This is a genomic window from Comamonas brasiliensis (genome assembly GCF_018292285.1).
GTDB lineage: Bacteria > Pseudomonadota > Gammaproteobacteria > Burkholderiales > Burkholderiaceae_C > Comamonas > Comamonas brasiliensis.
In genome coordinates this window covers 368,187-388,746 of record NZ_JAANES010000002.1, presented here as the reverse complement: position 1 = coordinate 388,746, position 20,560 = coordinate 368,187, and the positions used below count along the sequence as shown (strand labels likewise).

The window sequence follows — 20,560 nt, the reverse complement described above, 5'->3', positions numbered from 1 at the left end:
CTGAGAACATGCCTTTCCATGAAGCTACAAGACAGGACTTTCGTGGAGGCGGGGCAGCGGCAAGCTCTGCCTCAATGTCTGGAGCGCCGCAGCGCGCTGCTGCTGGCGGGCTCGCTGCTTGCACTGCTGGCAGGCTGCTCCACCACCAGGGACAAACCACGGCCTGCCGCGCAAGGCGGCTCATCGGTGCGCCCGCTCAATGCGCTGAGCCTGGATGCCGAGCTGCGCGAGTCCCTGCTGGCGCGCACCATGCTGGTGGTCAACACGCCCTACACCTACGGCGGCAACTCCCCCGAGGGCGGTTTTGACTGCAGCGGACTTATCCAGTGGGCCGTTGGCGGCATCACGGAAACCCGTCTGCCCCGAACCACATCGCAATGGGCACAGGCCAGCAATCCGGTGGACGGGCGCGACCTGATGCGCGGCGACTTCGTGTTCTTCAACACTCTGGGCGGGCGCTATTCCCATATGGGCATTTTTGTCGGCAACGGACAGTTTGTGCACGCGCCGTCCAGCGGCGGGACGGTGCAGCGGGTGCGCATGGACAATGTGTACTTCGCCAAGCGATTCACCGAAGCGCGCAGCATCTTTGCCTGAGCGGCGCGCGGCGAATGCGAAAAGGGACTGCCTGGCAGTCCCTTTTTTACGTGCATTGTCTGCCTATGCCGCGGGTGCTGCAGCCCCATCGCCGCTCAGCGGCAGATCCCAGCGCATCGCATGCCAGGGGTGCTGCTCCTGCGTCACCCACTGGGCCACCTCTTCGATCGTGAAGGCCTTGCCCAGCACATCGCTGCGGCCCTGCGCCAGCCATTGGGTGCGGCCCTGGGCATAGGCCTGGCCGAAGGCCAGCCAGCTGTCGAAGCATTGCTGGGCGCGCTGGGCATTGAGCTGCAGGATGTCCCAGTGCAGGGCTTCGTCCACCCAGTCCAGCAGCCTGGCGCTGCGCACAAAAAAGGTCACGCGCGCGCAGGCAAACGCCATGGCGGCGCGCGCATCGTCGCTGCGCTGCAGGCGCTGCAGATCCAGCATGAACCAGCGCTGGCGCATGGCATCGGGCAGCTGCTGGCGCACCTGTTCGTCGCTGAGGTCGGTGCGCAGGCCCAGATGGTGCAGGATCATGGGGCGCAGCTGCTTGGCCAGCGCATCGTCGGCGCCATGCAGATCGCTGGCAAAGCCGCCCTGCATGGCGTGGTAGGCCATGGGGTGGGCCAGGGCCAGAGCCCAGTTGCGCTCCTGGCTGCCGGCCTGGTAGCTGATGATGTCGCCGCGCTGCTTGGCCTCCTTGAGGCGCTTGAAGCCGCCGCGCAGCACCCAGAAAATCACGGCCACGACAAGCAGCAGAATCGTCCATGCGTTCATGAGCGAACTCCCTGGCGGCCGGGGCGTTTTCTGGCCATCAGCAAGGTCTGCTTCAGCGCGGCGGATTTGGGCATGCGCTCGATGACTTCGCTGTCCAGCGAGTCCTTGCGTGCCGCCACCATCCACTGCATCAGCGGCGACTGCAGATTGAGCTGCGGCAGCAGTGCGGGGTGTTGTTGCATCAGCCACAGCTGCTCGGCATCGGTCTGCAGCTCCTGCACCGAGCACCAGGGCGCCAGCCCCGGATGGGACTTCAGCAGCTCGGGCGGGCGGCGCACAATGCCCATGGACAGTGCGTCCTCGGGCACCTCGTCATTGAGCGGCAGATGGTTGAGCAGAGTCACCACATCGGGCATATAGCGTGCAATCGGCGGTCGGTTCTGCTTGCCCTTGATCTGTTCGATCTGAAGCTTGCCGTCCTTTTGCACATAGGCATTGACGGTGATGCGGGGCTGTGCAGTGCCCGTGCGGTAGCTGAACAGCCGCATGCGCCCCGACTCGAGACCCTCAGCGTAATGTTCTCCATAGCCGCCGCTGAAGGACTTGCGGTTGGCAAACTGGCCCACGCAGTGGCCCATCATCTGGCTTTCGTAGGCCATTTCCTGGCGCATCTGCGCACTTGTGCCGTCAAACTCCACAAAGGTGCCGTGCTGGCCACGCAGCAGTCCGTGCACGGCGCCCGAGCTGTGTTCAACCCGGCCGCTGTTCTGTTTTTTCTCGAAAGCCAGATGCTCCAGCGTCCAGCGCGCCAGCGCCTGTGGGCAGTTCACGCGCTGCAGCTTGCCTTCGAGAGAGGTGCCCTTGCGGGTGGAGAGAAATTCCACCAGCCGTGTCTCCAGCGCCAGCAGGGCGGCGCTGTCAGGCTGCACCCACCAGAGGTCGGGCAGCTCGAAGCCGGCCTGCTTGCGCGCCAGCCGCTCCAGCGCCCAGGCCGGCGGCTCCTGGCGGCCGGCCAGCTCCTGCAACTGCCGGACGTCGGCAATGCGCAGCACGGCAGGCTCGTCGGCCTGCAGATTGCCCACCACATGGCGGTAGAAGTGGTTGCCCAGCCAGGCGGCGACATCGGCGGCGTCGCCGCGCTCCATGCTGCGCTCCTTGATGCGCTGCTTGATGGCCGGCGCGTTGACCACATCGCGCGCCTTGTAGGCGCTGGCGGCAGCGGTTTTCTCTATGACCTGATTCACCAGAATTTCCACCATGGCTTGCGACCCGATGCTGCAGCACCGGCCTGGGCATCGCGCTCGGCCAGCTTGCGCTCGGCACGCTCGATGCCGGACTGCGACATGCGCCGCTCGTCTTCGTCGTCGTCCTGGTCCAGATAGCTGTTGGCCTGCTTGTGCAGCGCCACGGACTCTTCCAGAAGCTCGGGATAGGCTTCCAGCGCACAGGCCAGGCGGCGCAGCGGATAGCAGTCCTGCAGCGCAATGATCTCCTGCTGGTGCGTGCGCAGACGCGGCAGCACCAGCTCGGGGCGTGTGCTCGAGAAAAAGTCCAGCATGGACATCAGGGACGCCAGGTAGTTGCGGCGTACGTCGCGCTGCTCTTCCTCGTCGAGGTCGTGGAACCACTGGTCCAGACGCTCCATCCAGATGCTGATCTCGTCATCGCGGTCGAGCTTGTAGAGCGACAGCGCGACGGTGGAGAAATAGCGCGTGGGCTCATGACGGCTGTAGCCATGCTCCTGGGCGAAATGCCACAGGCGCTCGGCCTCGACCACGGTCTGCGCGTCGTCGTCCTTGCCCACGGCACACCACAGCAGGCCGTTGTGGTGCTCGGCAAACGGGCTGCTGCCCAGCCCCTTGTGGTGCAGCTCGGCGGCCTCGTCGTAGCGGTCCATGAAGCGGTACTTGATGGCCAGGTTGTTGCACAGCATGGAATAGACATGCAGGTCGGCGTCCTTGAAGCGGCCCTGGCCGCTGGCCCAGAAATGCTCGAAGCGGGCCAGGCCCTGCTCGTAGTAGCGCACGACCAGAGGCTCGCGCACCTCCTGTGCCGGCACCTTCTTCTTGCCGCCCATCAGCGGCGCCAGATCGTCGGCATCGTCCAGGACCACGCCGGCGGCATAGCACCAGTGCGCGCCATGGGCGTCGGGGAAGGGGCGGGCCAGCGCTTCTTCCAGCGGCAGTGCGGCAAAGCGCGCCGCCCAGAGCGTGGGCAACTTGTCGCTGTCGGCCATCTCGGGGTGCTGGCCCACGCCAATTTCCAGCAGCGGCAGAGCCTGCTCCATCTGGCGCTTGCGTGCCAGACGCAGGCCGTCGAGCAGAGCCAGCACCGGATGGGCCGGCTGGGCTGCGCGCACCATGTTCAGATAGAAATCCGCCGGGTGCAGCGGCACTTCCTCTTGTGCGAGCAACTGGCGCATGTCCTCGTCGGTCTGGCCCATGGCCAGAACCAGCGCCCAGGTGATGGCGTTGGCCGGGTCGTTGCTGAACTGTTCCTTGGCGAGCTGAAAAGCGGCCACGGCCGAGACGGGGCGAGCGTGGAGTACGCTCTCCAGCGCCAGATCGGCGGCTTCCTTCAAGCGGCCGGTCTGCACCAGCCAATCCAGTTGGGAAGCGCTGAAGGGATCGCCCGAGTCATCCGTCAGGCCGAAGTGTCCCTGAGGCGCCAGCTGCAATGCGGCCTCCAGCTGACCGGCCTGCGCACAGGCCTGGGCTTGCAGTCGCACGATCTTGACCTGGCGATGCGCCTTGACGGCCTGCGATGGGGGCGGGTTCTCCAGGCGGGCGAGCTGTTGCTCGCAGGCCATGAGCAGCGCGGGCAGGCTTTGCGGGGCCAGCGGCAGCACATGGTCGGCCAGTGTCATCCAGCGGTCAAAGTCCACCTGCTGATCGGGCGCAGCATCGCGCAATATATTGATGGCGTTTTGCACGAGGCTGGCAGCCTCGCTGGCGTGGCCGCTTTTCTGGGCCATTTCCGCCTTGCGAACGCAGACGATGGCATCGAGATAGGCCGCATCTTCGGCCAGATCGGGGTTGCGACGCTCCTGGGCGCGTTGCAGCTCAAGGCCCGTGGCCGCAGCGTCCCAGGCCTGGAGCTGCGAGGCCATCCAGTGCCAGCCATGCCAGTAGTTGTCGCTGTCCACATCCTCGGGCAGCCGGGCAATGGCTTGTGCCGCCGCACCCAGCAAGGCTTGCGCGGAGGGCTGGTCAAAGCCCATGCGGCTCTGGATGTCGCTGAGGCTCAGGCGCAGCATCGCTTCGGCAGGACTCAGCTCGTCGGCGCCGGAAAGAACGGCGGCGCGATGCTGCTGCAGCAAGGTGTTGGCCGCTTCGGGCTGATCGAGGTAGAGCCAGAAGTCGTGAACGCGTTCAAGCTCCTGCACGGTGGCTGGGGCAAAGTTCTGTTGCCCCATCAACTCCACCGCTGCGGCGATGCGGTCCTGGCGGCTGATGCTGCCGGGCTTGTCGTCGTTGTAGTCGTTCAGTAGCTCATGGGCTTGATCCAGCAGGGCGTAGATGGCATCGCCCTGCAGTGCAGCAGTTTGGTTCATGGTGTCCAGAGTTCAATCCGAGGCAGCTTGGCCCCAATAGGCCACCATCCTAGCGGCGGATTGAAGAGGCGTGTGCCATCCGGCAAGGCATCACCATTTGTTACAGAATTTATAACCAGTCATGAAAAAAGCCTGCGCGGCATGGCCGGCAGGCTTCGGGTAGATGAGGCCAGGGAATGTCGGGCCATCAATCCTTGACCAGGACTTCGCCGCGCAAGGTGTAAGCCTTGGCTTCGGTAATCTTCACGTCCACCATCTGTCCGATCAAACGCTCGTTACCGGGGAAGTTGACCACGCGGTTGCAATAGGTGCGGCCCATCAGTTCGCTGCCGTCACGCTTGCTCACGCCCTCGATCAACAGGCGTTGCACGGTGCCGACGCGCTCCTCGCTGATCTCCTTGATGTTGTTGTTGATCACGGCCTGCAGCTCCTGTAGGCGGCGCAGCTTGACCTCGTGCGGCGTGTCGTCCTGCAGGTTGGCCGCCGGCGTGCCGGGGCGGGGGCTGAAGATGAAGCTGAACGAGTTGTCGAAGCGCACATCGTGGATGAGCTTCATCATCTTCTGGAAGTCTTCCTCGGTCTCGCCGGGAAAGCCCACGATGAAGTCGCTGCTCATGGCCAGGTCGGGACGGATGGCACGCAGCTTGCGGATGGTGCTCTTGTATTCCATGGCCGTGTAGCCGCGCTTCATGGCCATGAGAATCTTGTCGCTGCCATGCTGCACGGGCAGGTGCAGGTGGCTGACCAGCTGCGGAATCTTGGCGTAGGCCTCGATCAGGCGCGGCGTGAATTCGTTGGGGTGGCTAGTGGTGTAGCGGATGCGCTCGATGCCGGGAATCTCGGCCACGTATTCCAGCAGCAGCGCGAAGTCGGCCATCTCGCTGGTGTCGCCCATCTTGCCCAGGTAGGCGTTGACGTTCTGGCCCAGCAGCGTGATTTCCTTCACGCCCTGCTCGGCCAGGCCCGCGACTTCCACCAGCACGTCCTCGAACGGGCGGCTGACTTCCTCGCCGCGCGTATAGGGCACGACGCAGTAGCTGCAGTACTTGGAGCAGCCTTCCATGATGGAGACAAAGGCCGAGGCGCCTTCCACGCGTGCCGGCGGCAGGTGGTCGAACTTCTCGATTTCGGGGAAGGAGATATCGACCTGGGGCTTGGCCTTGGCCGCACGCTGATTGAGCAGCTCGGGCAGGCGGTGCAGGGTCTGGGGGCCGAAGACCACGTCCACGAACGGAGCGCGTTTGATGATCTCGGCACCTTCCTGGCTGGCCACGCAGCCGCCCACGCCGATCAGCACGCCTTTTTCCTTGAGATGGCGGATGCGGCCCAGATCGCTGAACACTTTTTCCTGGGCCTTCTCGCGCACCGAGCAGGTGTTGAAGAGGATCAGATCGGCCTCGTCCACGTTCTGCGTGGGCTCGTAACCCTGGGCCGCGCCCAGCACATCGGCCATCTTGTCCGAGTCGTACTCGTTCATCTGGCAGCCAAAGGTTTTGATAAAGACTTTCTTGCTCATGGGGCGCTCTTGTCAGGTGGGCCTGCAGTATCTGCAAGCACAAAGTGATAGCGGCTGGCGCCTGCCATCACTCGATTTGGATATGGAAACAGTTCGAGAAGCTTGCAGAAAAAGCGCAAGCAGCTCTTTAATCAATAGCGGTCGGCGCGGGCCGAACTCAGCTGCCGAAAACGCGCTGCAGCAGGGTGCGCGGCTGAATCGGCTTGTATTTCTCGATCTCGGCAGGGGTCAGAATCCAGGCCGTGTGCAGACCCTGGGTCTGTGGCTCGATCACATAGCCCACCAGCATCTTCTGGCCTGCATAGTTGCTGGCAAAAACAATGCTGCGCTCGCGGCTGAACAGGCGAAAGCCCGGCGTGGTGCGGATGGCCGTGCCGTTGATGGCCACTTCTGGGAAGTTGGTCACCGTCAGCTCGCCGAACTGGACTGTCGGCGGGAAGTTGCGCGTCTCGTCCGAGGGCAGGCCCTGGGCCAGGGCCGGCAGGCCGGCACTGGCGGCAGCGGCCAGCAGGGCGCAGGCCACGTAGCGACGGCTGAAGCGGGTGGTGGTGCAGCGGTTCATGGTGTATATCCAGGGGCTGATCGTGGGGCGGTCAGAGCTGGAGTCATGGCCGCAATGCCGTGATTCTAGAGGCTGGAGTTTGGCAGCAGGGCTTGCTCAGGCTTTGCCGCCTGCGGCATAGAGCACGGCCCGGGGCGGGCGGCACAGCCCCCAGAAACGCAGTCCGGTCAGCTCCGCCATGCGCACGCCCATGTCCGTGGGGGCCGAAATCGTGGCCAGCGCCGCGATGCCGACCTTGGCGCATTTGCGCACCAGCTCATGGCTGCCGCGGCTTGACAGCAGTACAAAGCCGGGCTCGCCGAGGCGGCCCGTGCGCGCCAGCCGGCCGACCAGCTTGTCCAGCGCATTGTGGCGGCCCACGTCTTCCAGCACGTCCGTGATGTCGCCCGCCAGCGTGGCCCAGCCTGCGGCATGGATGGCGCCGGCCTCGGCATTCAGGATCTGATGCGGGGCCAGGGCGCCGATCGCCTTGAGCACGGTGGCGGCATCGACCTGCTCCAGCCAGTCCTGGGGCGGCAGGGCGTCAAACGACAGATCCAGCGCCGCAAAGCTCTCCACTCCGCAGACGCCGCAGCCCGTGCGGCCCGTCATGCTGCGGCGCCTGTCCTTGAGTCGCGCAAAGCAGCGCGAGGCGATGTCGAGCTGCACTTCCATGCCGTCCATGCCTTCGGGCAGACCGGCCGCGGCGGCAGAGATGGCGCGGGCTTCGATGCCGTAGCAGTCTTCAGCGCTGTCGATGATGCCTTCGGTCAGCGCAAAGCCCAGGGCAAAGTCCTCCGCATCGGTGGGCGAGCCCATCATCACCGCATGCGAGATGCCGTTGAAGACCAGTGCGATCGGTACCTCGGCCGCCAGCACGCGCTCCTGCCGTTCCTGCTGCCCGGCGTTGAAGAAGCGCACGGCACGGGTGTGCAGCGGTGCGATCGGCTGGGCCGGGATGGGGCAGGAGGACTCGGTCATGGGCCGATGATAGTCAGCAGGTGCATCCCTTGCCGGCAAGGGGCGGACTGCGGCTCGGGGCTTTGCACAGCGGGCCTAGGCCAGCAGCGGCAGCATCAGCGGGTTGATGCCGCTGCGCGCAAGCTCTTTTTCCTCCATCTCTGCATCCAATGCCAGACTGGCTAGGTCGTCGGCCACCAGTTCCAGCTGGTGGTCCGCCGGCTGGTAGAAGGCCTTGAGGTAGGTCTGGCATTCGTTGCAGCCCTCGGCCTTGATGGGCGCTTTTTCGTCTTCCAGGCACCAGTAGTCCAGTGCATGCGTGCTGTCGCAGTTGCTGCACTTGCTGCGCACCACATGCCACTGGCATTCGCACAGGCTGCATTGCAGATAGCGCACGCCGGTCTGGGCGCCACCGAGCACCAGGCTGCCGGTGGGCACATGGCCGCAGACGGGGCAGAGATGCCGTTGCTCGCCCGGCTCGGCCCGACCTGCGGCAGGCAGCTGACTGGCTAACTGGCGCCAGTACAGCGACAGCGCGCTCCACAGTAGCTGGGCCACGCCCGCTTCGGGCAGGACCGTGTCGTCAGTCAGGGCTTCGCTGCGCAACGCTGTCAGCAGGGCATCGGCCCAGGCCTGGCGTTGCGTGATATCGGCCTGTTGCAAGCACTCCAATGCTTGGCGAATGGCGGCAGTCTGCATGCGGGGCTGCTGGGTCATGCGGTTCAGCAGCTCGTCGAGCAAGGCCAGCCAGTGCGCCGAGCGTGGCCACTGGGCCGAATGCAAAGGCGCTTGCGTGCGCTGTTGTAGGGCCGCGCCCAGCCCAGCGGCTTCCTGCTCGGGCAGGGGCAGGGCCTTGGCCGTGGCCTGCTGGGCGCTGGCCATCTCGGCGGCCCACAGCAGATACTCGCCCATGGCATGGCCCTGGGCCAGATGCTGCAGGCGGCTGGCGCGATGGGCATAGGGCAGCTTGGCGGCGGGCAGCCGCAGGGGGGCGATATGGCCCACACCGGGCGAGCGTTCGGATTCGGGAACCAGATGGATGCTCATCGTGTTCTCCCTGTCTTGGCCTTGCCTGCTGCCGCAGGTTTGGTGCTGATCTCCTCATGCCAGCGGTCGTGGTGGGCGCGGGCCCAGGCATGGCTGACATAGCCGGTGACCATGCCGCGTATCGATCCCTTGACCCAGAAGGCCAGATAGATATGGCCTAGGATCAGCAATATCAGGCCCACGCCCGCCAGAGCGTGCAGCAGCAGCGCGACACGTAGCACGGGGATAGGGAACAGATGGGCGAAGTAGGCGCGCCAGATCACCAGGCCCGTGAACAGCAGCACGCAGATCAGGCTCATGATGCCCCAGAACAGCAGTTTCTGGCCGGCGTTGTACTTGCCGATGCGCAGCCGCTGGCTGTGATCTCCTGCCACCACCGATTTCACGTTTTCCACCCAGATGCGGTCTTCCTTGACGAACAGGTTGTATTTCACAAACCGCACGAACAGATAGACCAGGGCAACAAACACCACGATACCGAAGAAGGGGTGCAGCAACCGTGCCAGCTGCGGCGTGCCGAAGACACTATTGAGCCAGTTCAGGCTGGGAAAGACCCAGGACAGGCCCGACATGGCGACCAGGAAGAAACACACCACCATGGCCCAGTGGCAGAGGCGATCAGGCAGTGGGGTTCGCAAGATCATGCGATCTTTTTTCATGCCGTTTCTCCTTTCTTGGCGCAATCCTCGCCGGCATCGTCTTCGTCGATTTCGTTGGGGCCAGTAGCCATGTAATGGGCTGCGGCACCGGCCAGTGTGGCCACGAAGCCCAGGGCGGCCAGCGGCTTGAACCAGCCCTTCCAGCCCTCGACCACGGCGCTGATCTTGGGATCCTTGGGCAGCTTGTGATAGAGCTCGGGCTGGTCGGAATGGTGCAGCACATACATCACATGGGTGCCACCCACGCCTTGCGGGTCGTAGATGCCAGCTTGGTCAAAGCCGCGGGTCTTCATTTCCTGAACGCGACCTTCGGCCTTGACCAGCATGTCGTCCTTGCTGCCGAACGCAATGGCGCCTGTGGGGCAGGTCTTGACGCAGGCCGGCTCCTGACCCACAGCCACGCGGTCGGAGCACAGCGTGCACTTGTAGGCTTTGTTGTCCTTCTTGCTGATGCGAGGGATGTTGAAGGGGCAGCCGGCCACGCAGTAGCCGCAGCCAATGCATTGCTCGGACTGGAAGTCCACGATGCCGTTGGCGTACTGCACGATGGCACCGGGCTGGGGGCAGGCCTTCAGACAGCCCGGGTCTTCGCAGTGCATGCAGCCGTCCTTGCGGATCAGCCACTCCAGCTTGCCCTGCTCGTTGACATACTCGTCGAAGCGCATCAGCGTCCAGCTCTCGGGCGAAAGATCGCGCGGGTTGTCGTAGACGCCGAAGTTCTCGCCCACATCGTCGCGCAGATCGTTCCATTCGCTGCAGGCCACCTGGCAGGCCTTGCAGCCAATGCAGATGCTGACGTCGATGAGTTTGGCGACCTCTGCCTTGTGGTCACGGGCGTGCGCGGCGGGTGTGAGCTCGTTGGTGGCCGAGCGCCGCACGATATCTTGGGATTGCATGGTCATGGGTGCTCGCCTTATGCCTTTTCGATGTTGACCAGAAAGGCCTTGAACTCGGGGGTCTGGGCATTGGCATCGCCGATGCCGGGGCTCAGCGTATTGGCCAGATAGCCCTTGCGCGTCGTGCCTTCGTAGCCCCAGTGGCAGGGGATGCCGATCTGCTCGATCTCCTGACCATCGACCTGCAGCGTCATCACGCGCTTGGTCACCACGGCCTTGCCCTTGATATGACCGCGCTTGCTGGAGACGCGGATCATGTCCCCGGCCTTGATGCCTTTCTGGTCCGCAAGCTTCTCCGATAGCTCGATGAACTGCTCAGGCTGCACGATGGCGTTCAGACGCGAGTGCTTGGTCCAGTGACGGAACATCTCGGTAATCGAGTAAGTCGTGGCTACATAGGGGAACTGCTCGCGCGATCCCATGCGCGCCGCGTCGTCAGCGAACACGCGCGCCACGGGGCTCTTGCTGACCTTGGGGTGCAGCGGATTGGCTGCAATCGGGCTTTCGGTGGGCTCGTAGTGTTCGGGGAAGGGACCGTCGTTCATGCCCTTGGCGGAGAACAGGCGTCCCAGGCCCTCGGGCTGCATGATGAAGGGGTTCACGCCGCTGTTGGGTGCGGCGGTCAAGGGATAGTCGGGCACGTCGGAGCCGCCCCATTTGCGGCCGTCCCAATGCAGGATCTGGCGTTTGGGATCCCAGGGCCTGCCGGCCGGGTCGGCCGATGCGCGGTTGTAGAGCAGACGGCGGTTAGCCGGCCAGGCCCAGGCCCAGCCCGGCGTGTTGCCCAGGCCGGTGTCGGTGTTGTCGCGGCGGGCCATCTGGTTGCCGGCCTCTGTCCACGAGCCGGCAAAGATCCAGCAGTAGCTGGAGGTCGTGCCGTCGTCGCGCAGCATGCCGAAGTCGGACAGCAGCTCGCCCTTTCTGGCGATCAGCTTGCCGCTGTCGTCGAACAGGTCAGCGAGTGCGTAGCCGTTGGCTTCCTTGGCCACTTCCTCGGGATGGGGGTCGTGAGGGTCGTGGTAGTCCCAGCGCATATTCATCAAGGGCTCGGGGCAGGTGCCGCCTTCCTTGGCGTACAGCTCGCGCAGCTTCATGAAGATGCCGCCCAGGATGCGGCCGTCGTGGCGCGCCTCGAAGGGCGGCTCCTGCGCGGCCCAGTGCCATTGCAGCCAGCGGCCGGAGTTGACGATGGCGCCGTTCTCCTCGGCAAAGCAGGAAGAGGGCAGGCGGAACACCGTGGTCTGGATCTTCGCGGGGTCCACGTTGTTGAATTCGCCGTGGTTCTTCCAGAAGGTGGAGGTCTCGGTCTGCAGCGGATCGATGATGACGAGGAACTTCAGCTTGGACAGGGCGTCGCGGATCTTGCCCGAGTCGGGCATGGCGGCCACGGGGTTGAAGCCCTGTGCGATGTAGCCGTTGACCTTGCCGCGGTACATCAGATCGAAATAGGCCAGCATGTCGTAGCTGCGGTCCCACTTGGGCAGCCAGTCGTAGCCCCAGCTGTTCTCGCGCGTGGCATGCTCGCCGTACAGGTCCTTCATCAGGCTGACGAAGAACTTGGGCGTGTTCTTCCAGTAGTTGACCTGGCCGGGCAGGTCGGCCTTGGGCGTGGCGTCCGCCAGGTACTGCTCTATGGTCTGCTGCCTGTCCTCGGGCAGGTTCAGGTAGCCGGGCAGGCGCGTCGAGAGCAGGCCCAGATCGGTATAGCCCTGGATGTTGGAGTGACCGCGCAGCGCGTTGACGCCGCCGCCGGCCATGCCGATATTGCCCAGCAGCAGCTGGATCATGGCCGCGCCGCGGATGATTTGCGCGCCGGCCGTGTGGTGGGTCCAGCCCAGGGCGTAGAGGAAGGTGGCCGTGCGGTCCGGCACGCAGGTGCTGGCCAGTTGTTCGCAGACATGTAGAAAGTCCGCTATCTTGGTGCCGGTGATGGTTTCAACCATCTCGGGCGTGTAGCGCTCCACATGCTTTTTCAGCAGATTCAGCACGCAGCGCGGGTGCTGAAGGCTCTCGTCGGTCAACGCATGACCTTCGGCATTGCGCTCATAGGTCCAGCTGGATTTGTCGTAGGCCTTTTTGTCGGCGTCGTAGCCGCTGAACAGGCCTTCGTCGAAGCCATAGTCCTCGCGCACGATCAGGCTGGCATTGGTGTAGGCCTTGACGTATTCGTGCTGGATCTTGTCGTGCTGCAGCAGGTAGTTGACCACGCCCATGAGAAAGGCGGCGTCCGAGCCCGCACGGATGGGAGCGTAGAAGTCGGCCACCGACGCGGTGCGGTTGAAGCGCGGATCCACCACCATGAGGTGGGCCTTGTTGTGGATCTTGGCTTCGATGGCCCACTTGAAGCCCACGGGGTGGGCTTCGGCAGGGTTGCCGCCCATGACCAGGATCACATTGGCGTTCTTGATGTCTACCCAGTGATTGGTCATCGCGCCGCGACCAAAAGAGGGCGCCAGGGCCGACACCGTGGGGCCGTGGCACAGGCGGGCCTGGCAGTCGAAGCCCACCATGCCCAACGCTCGGCCGAAGCGAAAGTCTAGGATGCCGGTTTCGTTGGAGGCGGCCGATGATGCCAGCATGCCGGTGCTGAGCCAGCGGTTGACGCGCTGGCCCTTGTCGTTCTTTTCGATGAAGTTGGCATCGCGATCGTCCTTGAGCAGGCGCGCGATGCGTTCGTTGGCTTCGTCCCAACTGATGCGCTTCCACTCGTTGCTGCCGGCTTCACGCACCTCGGGGTATTTCAGGCGCTGGTCGGAGTGGATGTAGTCCAGGGCACCAGCCCCCTTGGGGCACAGAGAGCCGCGACTGACGGGGTGGTCGGGGTCGCCCTCGATGTGGAAGATCCTGGACTTGGCGTTCTTGGCGCCGTCACCCAGGCTGTACATCAGCATGCCGCAACCCACTGAGCAGTAGGTGCAGTTGTTGCGGGTTTCCTTGGCGCGCAGCAGCTTGTACTGGCGGGGTAAGGTGGCTAAGGCCACAGAGGGGGCGAAGCCCAGGGATGCAGCAGTGGCGCCGGCGACACCGGCACCGCACAGCTTGAAGAAACGTCTTCTGCCGTGATTCATCATGTGTTGTTTTCTTCAACCGCGCTCCCATGACCATGGAGGGCGTTAGGTTTGCAGGCGGCGGCATGCGCAGATGCAGCCACCCGTGAGCCGGGGGAACAGCCCGGACTCGGGGCCTCGACCTTGACGATTGCTCACGCATTGCCGGACCTCACGGGCCACGTCGAATGTTGAGGGATGCCAATGGCAAGCAATTGAACCGGCTGACACAGCTCGGTTCGCAAAGCGAGGATGCGCGACAAAAGCCCTCAAGCTTTTTGTCATATGACTTTTAGATAAAAGTCAAAGGATGGCGAATCTATTCAGTAAGCGAATGTTTGTCCAGCAAAGGCTAGCGCAGGCCTCGGGTATGACACGGAGAATTCTTGATATTCATCAAGCACTTAGTCCAGCAGCGCCATGCCCTTGATCTGGGCATACACCGGCATGCCGGGCTGCAGCTGCAAGGCCCGGGCCGAGTGCTGGGTGATTCTGGCCAGCAGCCGCGTGCCGCCCGCCTGCAGCGAGACCATGACCTGGCCCGGCCCGTCTTCGCGCAGGTCCAGCACCTGCACCGGCAGGATGTTGAGAATGCTGCTGCCTTCGGGCCTGAGCAGGCTGAGGCTGACATCGCGCGCCTGCACGCGCAGCGGCACCGTGCTGCCGGGTTCGCGCGGGCGGGCCATGACGAGTTGCAGCCGGCCTCCGTCAAAAACCAGGGTGCTCAGATGATCGGCGGCGTCATGGTCATGCACCGTGGCATGCACCACACTGGAGGCCACGTCGCCATGGGCCAGCGGCAGATCAAGGCTGGACAGCAGCTCGGTGACGGAGCCCTGCGCCAGCACCTTGCCCGCGCCAAGCAGCACCATGTGCTGGGCCAGGCGTGCGACCTCGTCCATGGAGTGGCTGACGTAGATGACGGGAATCTGCAGATGACGCTGCAGCTGCTCCAGATAGGGCAGGACTTCGGCCTTGCGCTGGGCATCGAGCGCGGCCAGCGGCTCGTCCATCAGCAGCACTTCGGGGCTGGTGGCCAGCGCTCTTGCAATCGCCACGCGCTGGCGCTCGCCACCCGAGAGCGTGGCGGGCATGCGCTCCATCAGGTGGGCAATGCCCAGCAGTTCGACGGCTCTTTCCTTGGAGACCTTGCGGCGTTCCTGCGGCGTGCGCCTGAGTCCGTAATCGATATTGCGCTGCACCGAAAGATGCGGAAACAGGCTGGCCTCCTGGAACACATAGCCGAGCGCGCGCTGGTGTGTGGGCAGCCATTGCCGGCCGGCATCGTCCTGCCATACGGTCTGGTTGACGGTGACGCGGCCTTGGGCCCGCTCCAGTCCGGCGAGGCTGCGCAGGCAGGTGGTCTTGCCGCAGCCCGAGGGGCCGAACAGTGCCGTCACTCCGTGGCCGGGAAGCTGCAGATCCACATCGAGTGCAAAGTCCGGCCGGGTCAGCTTGAGCTGGGCGGTGATGAAGTGGGCAGCGGTCATGCGCGGCGCTCCGCTTTGGGTTGCAGCCAGTTCAGGGCCAGCAGCACGATGAAGGAGAACACCACCATTCCGGCCGCCAGCAGATGGGCGTGGCCGTACTCCATGGCTTCCACATGGTCGTAGATCTGTACCGAGACCACGCGTGTGACGCCGGGGATGTTGCCGCCCAGCATCAGCACCACACCGAATTCGCCCACGGTGTGGGCAAAGGTCAGCACGGCGGCGGTGATGAAGCCGGGCCGCGCCAGCGGCAGGGCCACGGTCAGAAAGCGGTCCAGGGGGCTGGCGCCCAGGCTGGCAGCCGCCTCTATGGGGCGCGGGCCCAGGGCTTCAAACGCACGCTGCAGCGGTTGCACGGTGAACGGCATGGAGTAGATCAGCGAGCCCACCACCAGGCCGGCAAAGGTGAACGGCAGATTGCCCAGGCCCATGGCCTGCGTGAGCTTGCCTATGGGGCCGTTGGGGCCCATGGTGACCAGCAGATAGAACCCGATGACGGTGGGCGGCAGCACCAGCGGCAGCGCCACGACCGCACCGATCGGGCCGCGCCAGCGCGAACGGGTATGGGCCAGCCACCAGGCCAGTGGCGTGCACAGCAGCATGAGCAGCACGGTGGTCACGCCCGCAAGCTTGAGCGTGAGCCAGATGGCTGCGTAGTCTTCGGCATTCAGTTGCATGGAATCAAAAACAGGACTGGCGCAAACCGGGATGCGCGAGGGATGTCTCCATCGACCCCGCACCCTTCCCGATCCGCACAGGCCGCAAAAAAAGACCCTTGGAGTGCCCAGCTTAGCCGAGCAGCGCCAAGGGTAGAGCGGATCGCTGGGTTGAGGCGGGCTCTAGCGCTTGCCGATCAGGCGTCAGAAGCTATAGCCGTAGGAGCGGATGATGTCGTGCGCCTTGGGGCTGCGCAGGTACTTCATCAGAGCGGTGGCGGCCTCGTTGTCCTTGGCGCCGTTGAGCACGATGGCGTCCTGGCGAATGGGCTCATGCATGTTGCCGGGCACCTGCCAGGCAGAACCCTCGCGGATCTTGCCGCTTTCCATGACCTGGGACAGGGCCACAAAACCCAGCTGCGCATTGCCGGTGGCCGCGAACTGATAGGTCTGGGCAATGTTCTCGCCCATCACCACCTTGGGCTGCACCTGTGCGCTCAGGCCGAGCTTGTTCAGCACTTCCATGGCCGCCGTGCCGTATGGGGCCAGCTTGGGGTTGGCGATCGCGATGTGCTTGTAGTCGCCGGTCTTGAGCACTTCGCCCTTGTCGTCCACATAACCGGCCTTGGGGCTCCACAGCACCAGGGTGCCGATGGCGTAGGTAAAGCGCGAATCGGCCACGCCCTTGCCTTCCTTGGCCAGCTTTTCAGGCGTGGTGTCGTCGGCGGCCAGCAGAATGCCGAACGGCGCGCCGTTGTTGATCTGGGCGTAGAACTTTCCGGTGGCGCCAAACGACAGCTCGGCCTTGTGGCCGGTGTCCTTTTCGAACTCGGTCGCAATCTTCTTCATGGGCGCGGTGAAGTTGGCCGCCACGGCGACCGCCACTTCGGCCGCCTGTGCTTGCGCAGACCACAGGCCCAGCACGGCCGAACTGGTCACGGTCGCGATCACGGCCGCAGAGCGGGCCAGCTGAAAGGAGAAACCGGTGGTGCGGGCAGTGATCTGAGTCATTGAGATTTCGCTATTCATTGATGGAATAGCGAGTGTAACGTGAATGAACAACTGAGGTCGAGCGAGGAAATTGGCTGTCAAGGCATGATGGCGGCCTATGTCTGACACAGAAAATCTCGAACAAGAACAACTGGATATGCCCGACGACGAGGCCGGCCAGGGTGGTGCGCTATCGTCCGATTCGGTCTCCCAGGCGCTGGGCTACGACATGGCCGATCGCCGCATCGCCATCCTGCGCGGCATTGCGCATAGTGGCTCGATCTCCCAGGCCGCACGCGATGTGGGCGTGAGCTACAAGGCGGCATGGCAGGCCATCGACACCCTGACCAATCTGGCCGGCGTGCCGCTGGTCGAGCGCAGTGTGGGCGGCGCCGGGGGCGGCGGCGCACAGATCACGCCGGCGGGCGAGGAGTTGCTGCATGCTGCCGAGGCCATGATGCGCCTGCGTAGCGAATTGCTGCAGCGCATGCAGGCCGGCACGCCCGGTGGCGGCCAGCCCAATCTGGGCCTGATGACCAGCATGCGCAACCAGTGGCCTTGCAGCGTGCTCAAGGTCGAGTCCATCGGCGGGCAGATTCGTGTCTGGCTGCGTGCCGCAAGCGATGCGGGCTCGGACTGGACGATTGCCGCGCGCATCACGCCCGAAAGCTATGAGCTGCTGGGTCTGGCGCCCGGCGTGCAGGTGCTGGCGCTGTGCAAGGCCACGGCGGTCAAGGTCTGGCTGGGGCAGGAGCGGCCTGCGGCGGCCTCGCAGCCCATCAATCTCTGGCCGGCCGTGGTGCAGCGCGCGACCTATGGCGCAGCCACGGTGACCGAAGAAAGCCTGGCCAGCGACGAGGCCATCTGCCGCCTGGGCTGGGGCGCGCAGATCGTGGGCTTTGCACCTGCCATGAGCGGGCTGGTGGCCAATGACCATGTCTGGCTCGAAGTGGCCGAGTCTGCGGTGGTGGTGGCGGTGGCATCCCACTGAAGCACGGCCTGCGTCCCGACGGGTCGGGTCTGGTGTCCGTCGATGGGCATGCCTCTCGTGCATGCCGGTCTGCGCAAGAGTGGTAAAAAAAGGCCGCTGGTCCTTGCAGACGAGCGGCCAAAAGGGAGTGTTCGGGCAACCGGACTCCCGCATTGAGTCGAAATTCTCTAGTCCACCTTCAAGCCGATTTCCTTGATCAGCGGAGCGAAGCGCGCGCGTTCCTTGGCGTGATGGTCCACGAAATCCTGGCGGCTCATGCGAGGCTCGGGCGTCGAGCCCAGGCCTTGCAGCACCTCGATCACGTTCTTCTGCTCCAGAGCCTTGAGCACGGCGGCGCGCACGGCCTCCACCACGGGGGCCGGAGTGCCGGTGGGAGCATAGATGCCGAACAGCGTGTCGGCATCAAAGCCGGGCAGGCCGCTTTCGGCCAGCGTGGGGACCTTGGGGTACAGAGGAGAGCGCTGTGGGCTGCCGATGGCCAGCAGTTTGAGCTTGCCGGCCTCCACCTGCTTGAGGCCGGGACCCGGATCGAACCAGTACTGCAACTGGCCGCTGAGCACATCGGTCAGGGCCGGGCCGGCACCCTTGTAGGGGATATGGCTGGCATCGACCTTGGCTGCGCGCTTGAACATCTCGCCGGCCAGATGGGGCGAGCTGCCGGGGCCGGGCGAGCCATAGGAGAGCTTGCCGGGATTGGCCTGCAGGTGCTTGATGAAGTCCTGCACATTGCTCACGGGCAGGCTGGGGTTGGTTTCCAGAAACACATGAACGCGTGCCACGGCGGCCACGGGAATCAGGTCTTTTTCGGGATTGAAAGGCAGCTTGCTGTAGATCAGCGGATTGATGCTGATGCCGCCGCCGCTGCTCAGCAGCAGCGTGTAGCCATCCTTGGCCGAGCGCACGGTTTCGCCGATGCCGATATTGCCGTTGGCCCCAGGCTTGTTGTCCACCACCACGGATTGGCCGAGCACCTGGCTCATGGTGGGAGAAATCGCGCGTCCCATCACATCGGCCGCACCGCCGGGGGCGAAGTTCACGATCAGGCGGATGGGGCGATCCGGCCATTTGTCGGAGGCCGTGGCAGTGGTGGCAAAGGCGCCGCAGAGCAGGGCTGGAAGAGCAGCCAGGCCCAGACGGCGCAGGCGATTGATGACAGGCTTTGAGGCCATGGTTTTTTGTCTCCTGTTTGGATTCTGTTTGTGAGCGTTGCCATGCCCGCTTGGGGCATTGCGAGAAAGCCGTCTTCGCCCTCAAAGAAGGCAAGGCGCGAAGCGGCTCGGGAAAGCGGTCAGGCCACCTCGACTTCCACCACGATGGGGCGTGGATGGGCAATGGCCTGCTTGAGCACCTGCGCCAGTTCGGCGGCGTTCTCGACATGCACACCGTCGCAGCCATGACCCTTGGCCATGGCCACAAAGTCGATATCGGGCAGCTCCGTGCCTTCGACCTTTTCGCCGTCGCGGTAGCCAAACACCTTGGAGAAATCCTGCAGTGCCGCATAGCGGCGGTTTTTCAGGATCACAAAGGTGATGGGCAGGCGCAGATTGGCGGCACTCCACAGGGCCTGAATCGCATACATCGCCGAGCCGTCGCCGATGACGGCGATCACCTTTTTTTCGGGTTTGGCCATGGCCACGCCGACCGCTGCGGGCATGCTGTGGCCCAGGCCGCCGCTGCACATGGTGAAGAAGGTCTCGCTGTGGAAGATGGGCAGATGGGTCTGAATCGTGGGGCGCGAGCTGGGGGCTTCCTCCACGATGATGCTTTGCGGATCACGCACGCTGGCCAGGGTGTGCATGGCATAGGCTACCGACATGCGTTCGCCAGCCGCAGGGGCTGCGGGAGTGGCCGGTGCGGGCTTGCGCGCCGGGGCGGGGCGCTCGGCGATGCGGGGGCGATCGAGCAACTCCTGCACGCCCAGGCGGATATTGCCCACGGCCGCCGTGCCCACGGGGGCCCAGGCAGCAATGGCGGGATCGTCAATCAGCTGAAACAGCTCGGAGCCCACGGGGATGAAGGGGCCCGCGCCTTCGACGTGATAGGTGAAGGCAGCTGCGCCCAGCGCAAAAATCTTGTCGTGGCTGCCCAGCAGTTCCACGATGCGCTCGCGCATGGCAGGCAGAAAGCCGGCGAACAGGGGGTGATCCTCGGGGAAGCTGCAGCGCCCGCTCATGGGGGCCACGAAAACGCGGGCCTGATGGCGCTCGGCCAGCGCCACGACCGCATCCCAGGCCTGGCCGCGATCCACGGCCGCACCGACCACAAAGGCCGGGGAGCGGGACGCATCCAGCGCCTCGCCGATAGCGCTGAGCGTCTGCGGGTTGGGGCGGGTCTCGAAGCCTACGTGGCGCAGCGTGACAGGTTCGCAGGGCTTATCCCAGTCGTCCGCGGGAATCGAGACGAACACCGGGCCGCGCGGCTCCTGCATGGCGATGTAGTAGGCACGGGCCAGTGCCTGGGGCACGTCCTCGGCGCGGGCCGGCTCGCAGCTCCATTTCACATAGGGCTTGGGCAGCTCGGCGGCATCGCGCGAGTGCAGAAACGGGTCGAACTGCAGCAGCGAGCGCGCCTGCTGGCCGGCCGTGATGATCATGGGCGTGCGGTTCTTGAAGGCCGTGAAGATATTGGCCATGGCGTGACCGACACCGGCGGCGGAGTGCAGATTCACAAAGCTGGCATTGCGTGTGGCCTGGGCATAGCCATCGGCCATGCCCACGACCACGGCCTCCTGCAGGCCCAGCTCATAGGAGAAATCCTCGGGGTAGTCGCGAAACAGCGGCAGCTCTGTCGAGCCGGGGTTGCCAAAGATGCGGGTCATGCCCAGCTCGCGCAGCATGGCGATGACGGCGTGGCGAACGGTGTAGCTATCGGACGGGGTGGCGACTTGAGACGTGACTTGCACAGTAGATTTCCTT

17 protein-coding genes are annotated in these 20,560 nt (G+C 64.5%); 2 read left to right on the top strand and 15 right to left on the bottom strand.

Features of this window, described 5'->3' with window-relative positions; translation table 11 throughout:
- The first annotated feature begins 18 nt into the window (after positions 1-18).
- Positions 19-597 (top strand): C40 family peptidase, encoded by a 579-nt coding sequence (locus DJFAAGMI_RS10195; protein ID WP_043005608.1) that lies wholly within the window; start codon positions 19-21, stop codon positions 595-597.
- A gap of 63 nt (positions 598-660) precedes the next feature.
- On the opposite strand, the gene DJFAAGMI_RS10190 is transcribed toward DJFAAGMI_RS10195, so the two are convergent.
- The 13 genes from DJFAAGMI_RS10190 to modA form a co-directional block, all read right to left on the bottom strand.
- Positions 661-1,359, bottom strand: coding sequence for a DUF1266 domain-containing protein (locus tag DJFAAGMI_RS10190; RefSeq protein WP_211457057.1), 699 nt, complete (start codon positions 1,357-1,359; stop codon positions 661-663).
- Positions 1,356-2,558: a hypothetical protein gene (locus tag DJFAAGMI_RS10185; protein ID WP_211457056.1), complete on the bottom strand. Its 1,203-nt coding sequence runs from the start codon at positions 2,556-2,558 to the stop codon at positions 1,356-1,358. The genes DJFAAGMI_RS10190 and DJFAAGMI_RS10185 overlap by 4 nt, the downstream gene beginning before the upstream one ends.
- On the bottom strand, positions 2,540-4,852 hold the full coding sequence (locus tag DJFAAGMI_RS10180; protein WP_211457055.1) for a hypothetical protein: 2,313 nt from the start codon (positions 4,850-4,852) through the stop codon (positions 2,540-2,542). The genes DJFAAGMI_RS10185 and DJFAAGMI_RS10180 overlap by 19 nt, the downstream gene beginning before the upstream one ends.
- Positions 4,853-5,039: 187 nt before the next feature.
- A complete protein-coding gene (gene miaB / locus DJFAAGMI_RS10175) occupies positions 5,040-6,368 on the bottom strand; it encodes a tRNA (N6-isopentenyl adenosine(37)-C2)-methylthiotransferase MiaB (protein WP_211457054.1) in 1,329 nt (442 codons plus the stop codon).
- Between the two features lie 157 nt (positions 6,369-6,525).
- Positions 6,526-6,930 (bottom strand): hypothetical protein, encoded by a 405-nt coding sequence (locus DJFAAGMI_RS10170; RefSeq protein WP_211457053.1) that lies wholly within the window; start codon positions 6,928-6,930, stop codon positions 6,526-6,528.
- A gap of 96 nt (positions 6,931-7,026) precedes the next feature.
- A complete protein-coding gene (gene fdhD, locus DJFAAGMI_RS10165) occupies positions 7,027-7,890 on the bottom strand; it encodes a formate dehydrogenase accessory sulfurtransferase FdhD (protein WP_211457052.1) in 864 nt (287 codons plus the stop codon).
- Positions 7,891-7,965: 75 nt separating this feature from the next.
- Positions 7,966-8,916 carry a formate dehydrogenase accessory protein FdhE gene (gene fdhE / locus DJFAAGMI_RS10160; RefSeq protein ID WP_211457051.1) on the bottom strand — a complete coding sequence of 317 codons (951 nt, stop codon included), beginning with the start codon at positions 8,914-8,916 and terminating at the stop codon, positions 7,966-7,968.
- On the bottom strand, positions 8,913-9,575 hold the full coding sequence (locus DJFAAGMI_RS10155) for a formate dehydrogenase subunit gamma (RefSeq protein WP_211457050.1): 663 nt from the start codon (positions 9,573-9,575) through the stop codon (positions 8,913-8,915). Before DJFAAGMI_RS10155 ends, fdhE begins: the two co-directional genes overlap by 4 nt.
- On the bottom strand, positions 9,572-10,477 hold the full coding sequence (fdxH, locus tag DJFAAGMI_RS10150) for a formate dehydrogenase subunit beta (protein ID WP_211457049.1): 906 nt from the start codon (positions 10,475-10,477) through the stop codon (positions 9,572-9,574). The genes DJFAAGMI_RS10155 and fdxH overlap by 4 nt, the downstream gene beginning before the upstream one ends.
- 11 nt (positions 10,478-10,488) lie before the next feature.
- On the bottom strand, positions 10,489-13,542 hold the full coding sequence (gene fdnG, locus DJFAAGMI_RS10145; protein WP_211457048.1) for a formate dehydrogenase-N subunit alpha: 3,054 nt from the start codon (positions 13,540-13,542) through the stop codon (positions 10,489-10,491).
- 380 nt (positions 13,543-13,922) lie between these two features.
- Positions 13,923-15,008 (bottom strand): molybdenum ABC transporter ATP-binding protein, encoded by a 1,086-nt coding sequence (gene modC, locus DJFAAGMI_RS10140; RefSeq protein ID WP_211457047.1) that lies wholly within the window; start codon positions 15,006-15,008, stop codon positions 13,923-13,925.
- Positions 15,005-15,685 (bottom strand): molybdate ABC transporter permease subunit, encoded by a 681-nt coding sequence (gene modB / locus DJFAAGMI_RS10135; RefSeq protein WP_211457046.1) that lies wholly within the window; start codon positions 15,683-15,685, stop codon positions 15,005-15,007. Before modB ends, modC begins: the two co-directional genes overlap by 4 nt.
- A 183-nt stretch (positions 15,686-15,868) precedes the next feature.
- Positions 15,869-16,675, bottom strand: coding sequence for a molybdate ABC transporter substrate-binding protein (gene modA / locus DJFAAGMI_RS10130; RefSeq protein ID WP_211457045.1), 807 nt, complete (start codon positions 16,673-16,675; stop codon positions 15,869-15,871).
- 97 nt (positions 16,676-16,772) lie between these two features.
- Between modA and DJFAAGMI_RS10125 the strand changes: the two genes are divergently transcribed.
- Entirely contained in the window at positions 16,773-17,645 is an 873-nt protein-coding gene (locus DJFAAGMI_RS10125; RefSeq protein ID WP_249334142.1) for a TOBE domain-containing protein, read from the top strand.
- A 167-nt stretch (positions 17,646-17,812) separates the two neighbouring features.
- Here the strand turns inward: DJFAAGMI_RS10125 and DJFAAGMI_RS10120 are convergent, their stop codons facing one another.
- Complete coding sequence (locus tag DJFAAGMI_RS10120) at positions 17,813-18,814, bottom strand: Bug family tripartite tricarboxylate transporter substrate binding protein (protein ID WP_211457044.1); 1,002 nt, start codon at positions 18,812-18,814, stop codon at positions 17,813-17,815.
- 119 nt (positions 18,815-18,933) lie between these two features.
- Positions 18,934-20,547, bottom strand: a complete 1,614-nt coding sequence (gene mdlC / locus DJFAAGMI_RS10115) for a benzoylformate decarboxylase (protein WP_211457043.1) — start codon at positions 20,545-20,547, stop codon at positions 18,934-18,936.
- Positions 20,548-20,560 lie beyond the last annotated feature (13 nt).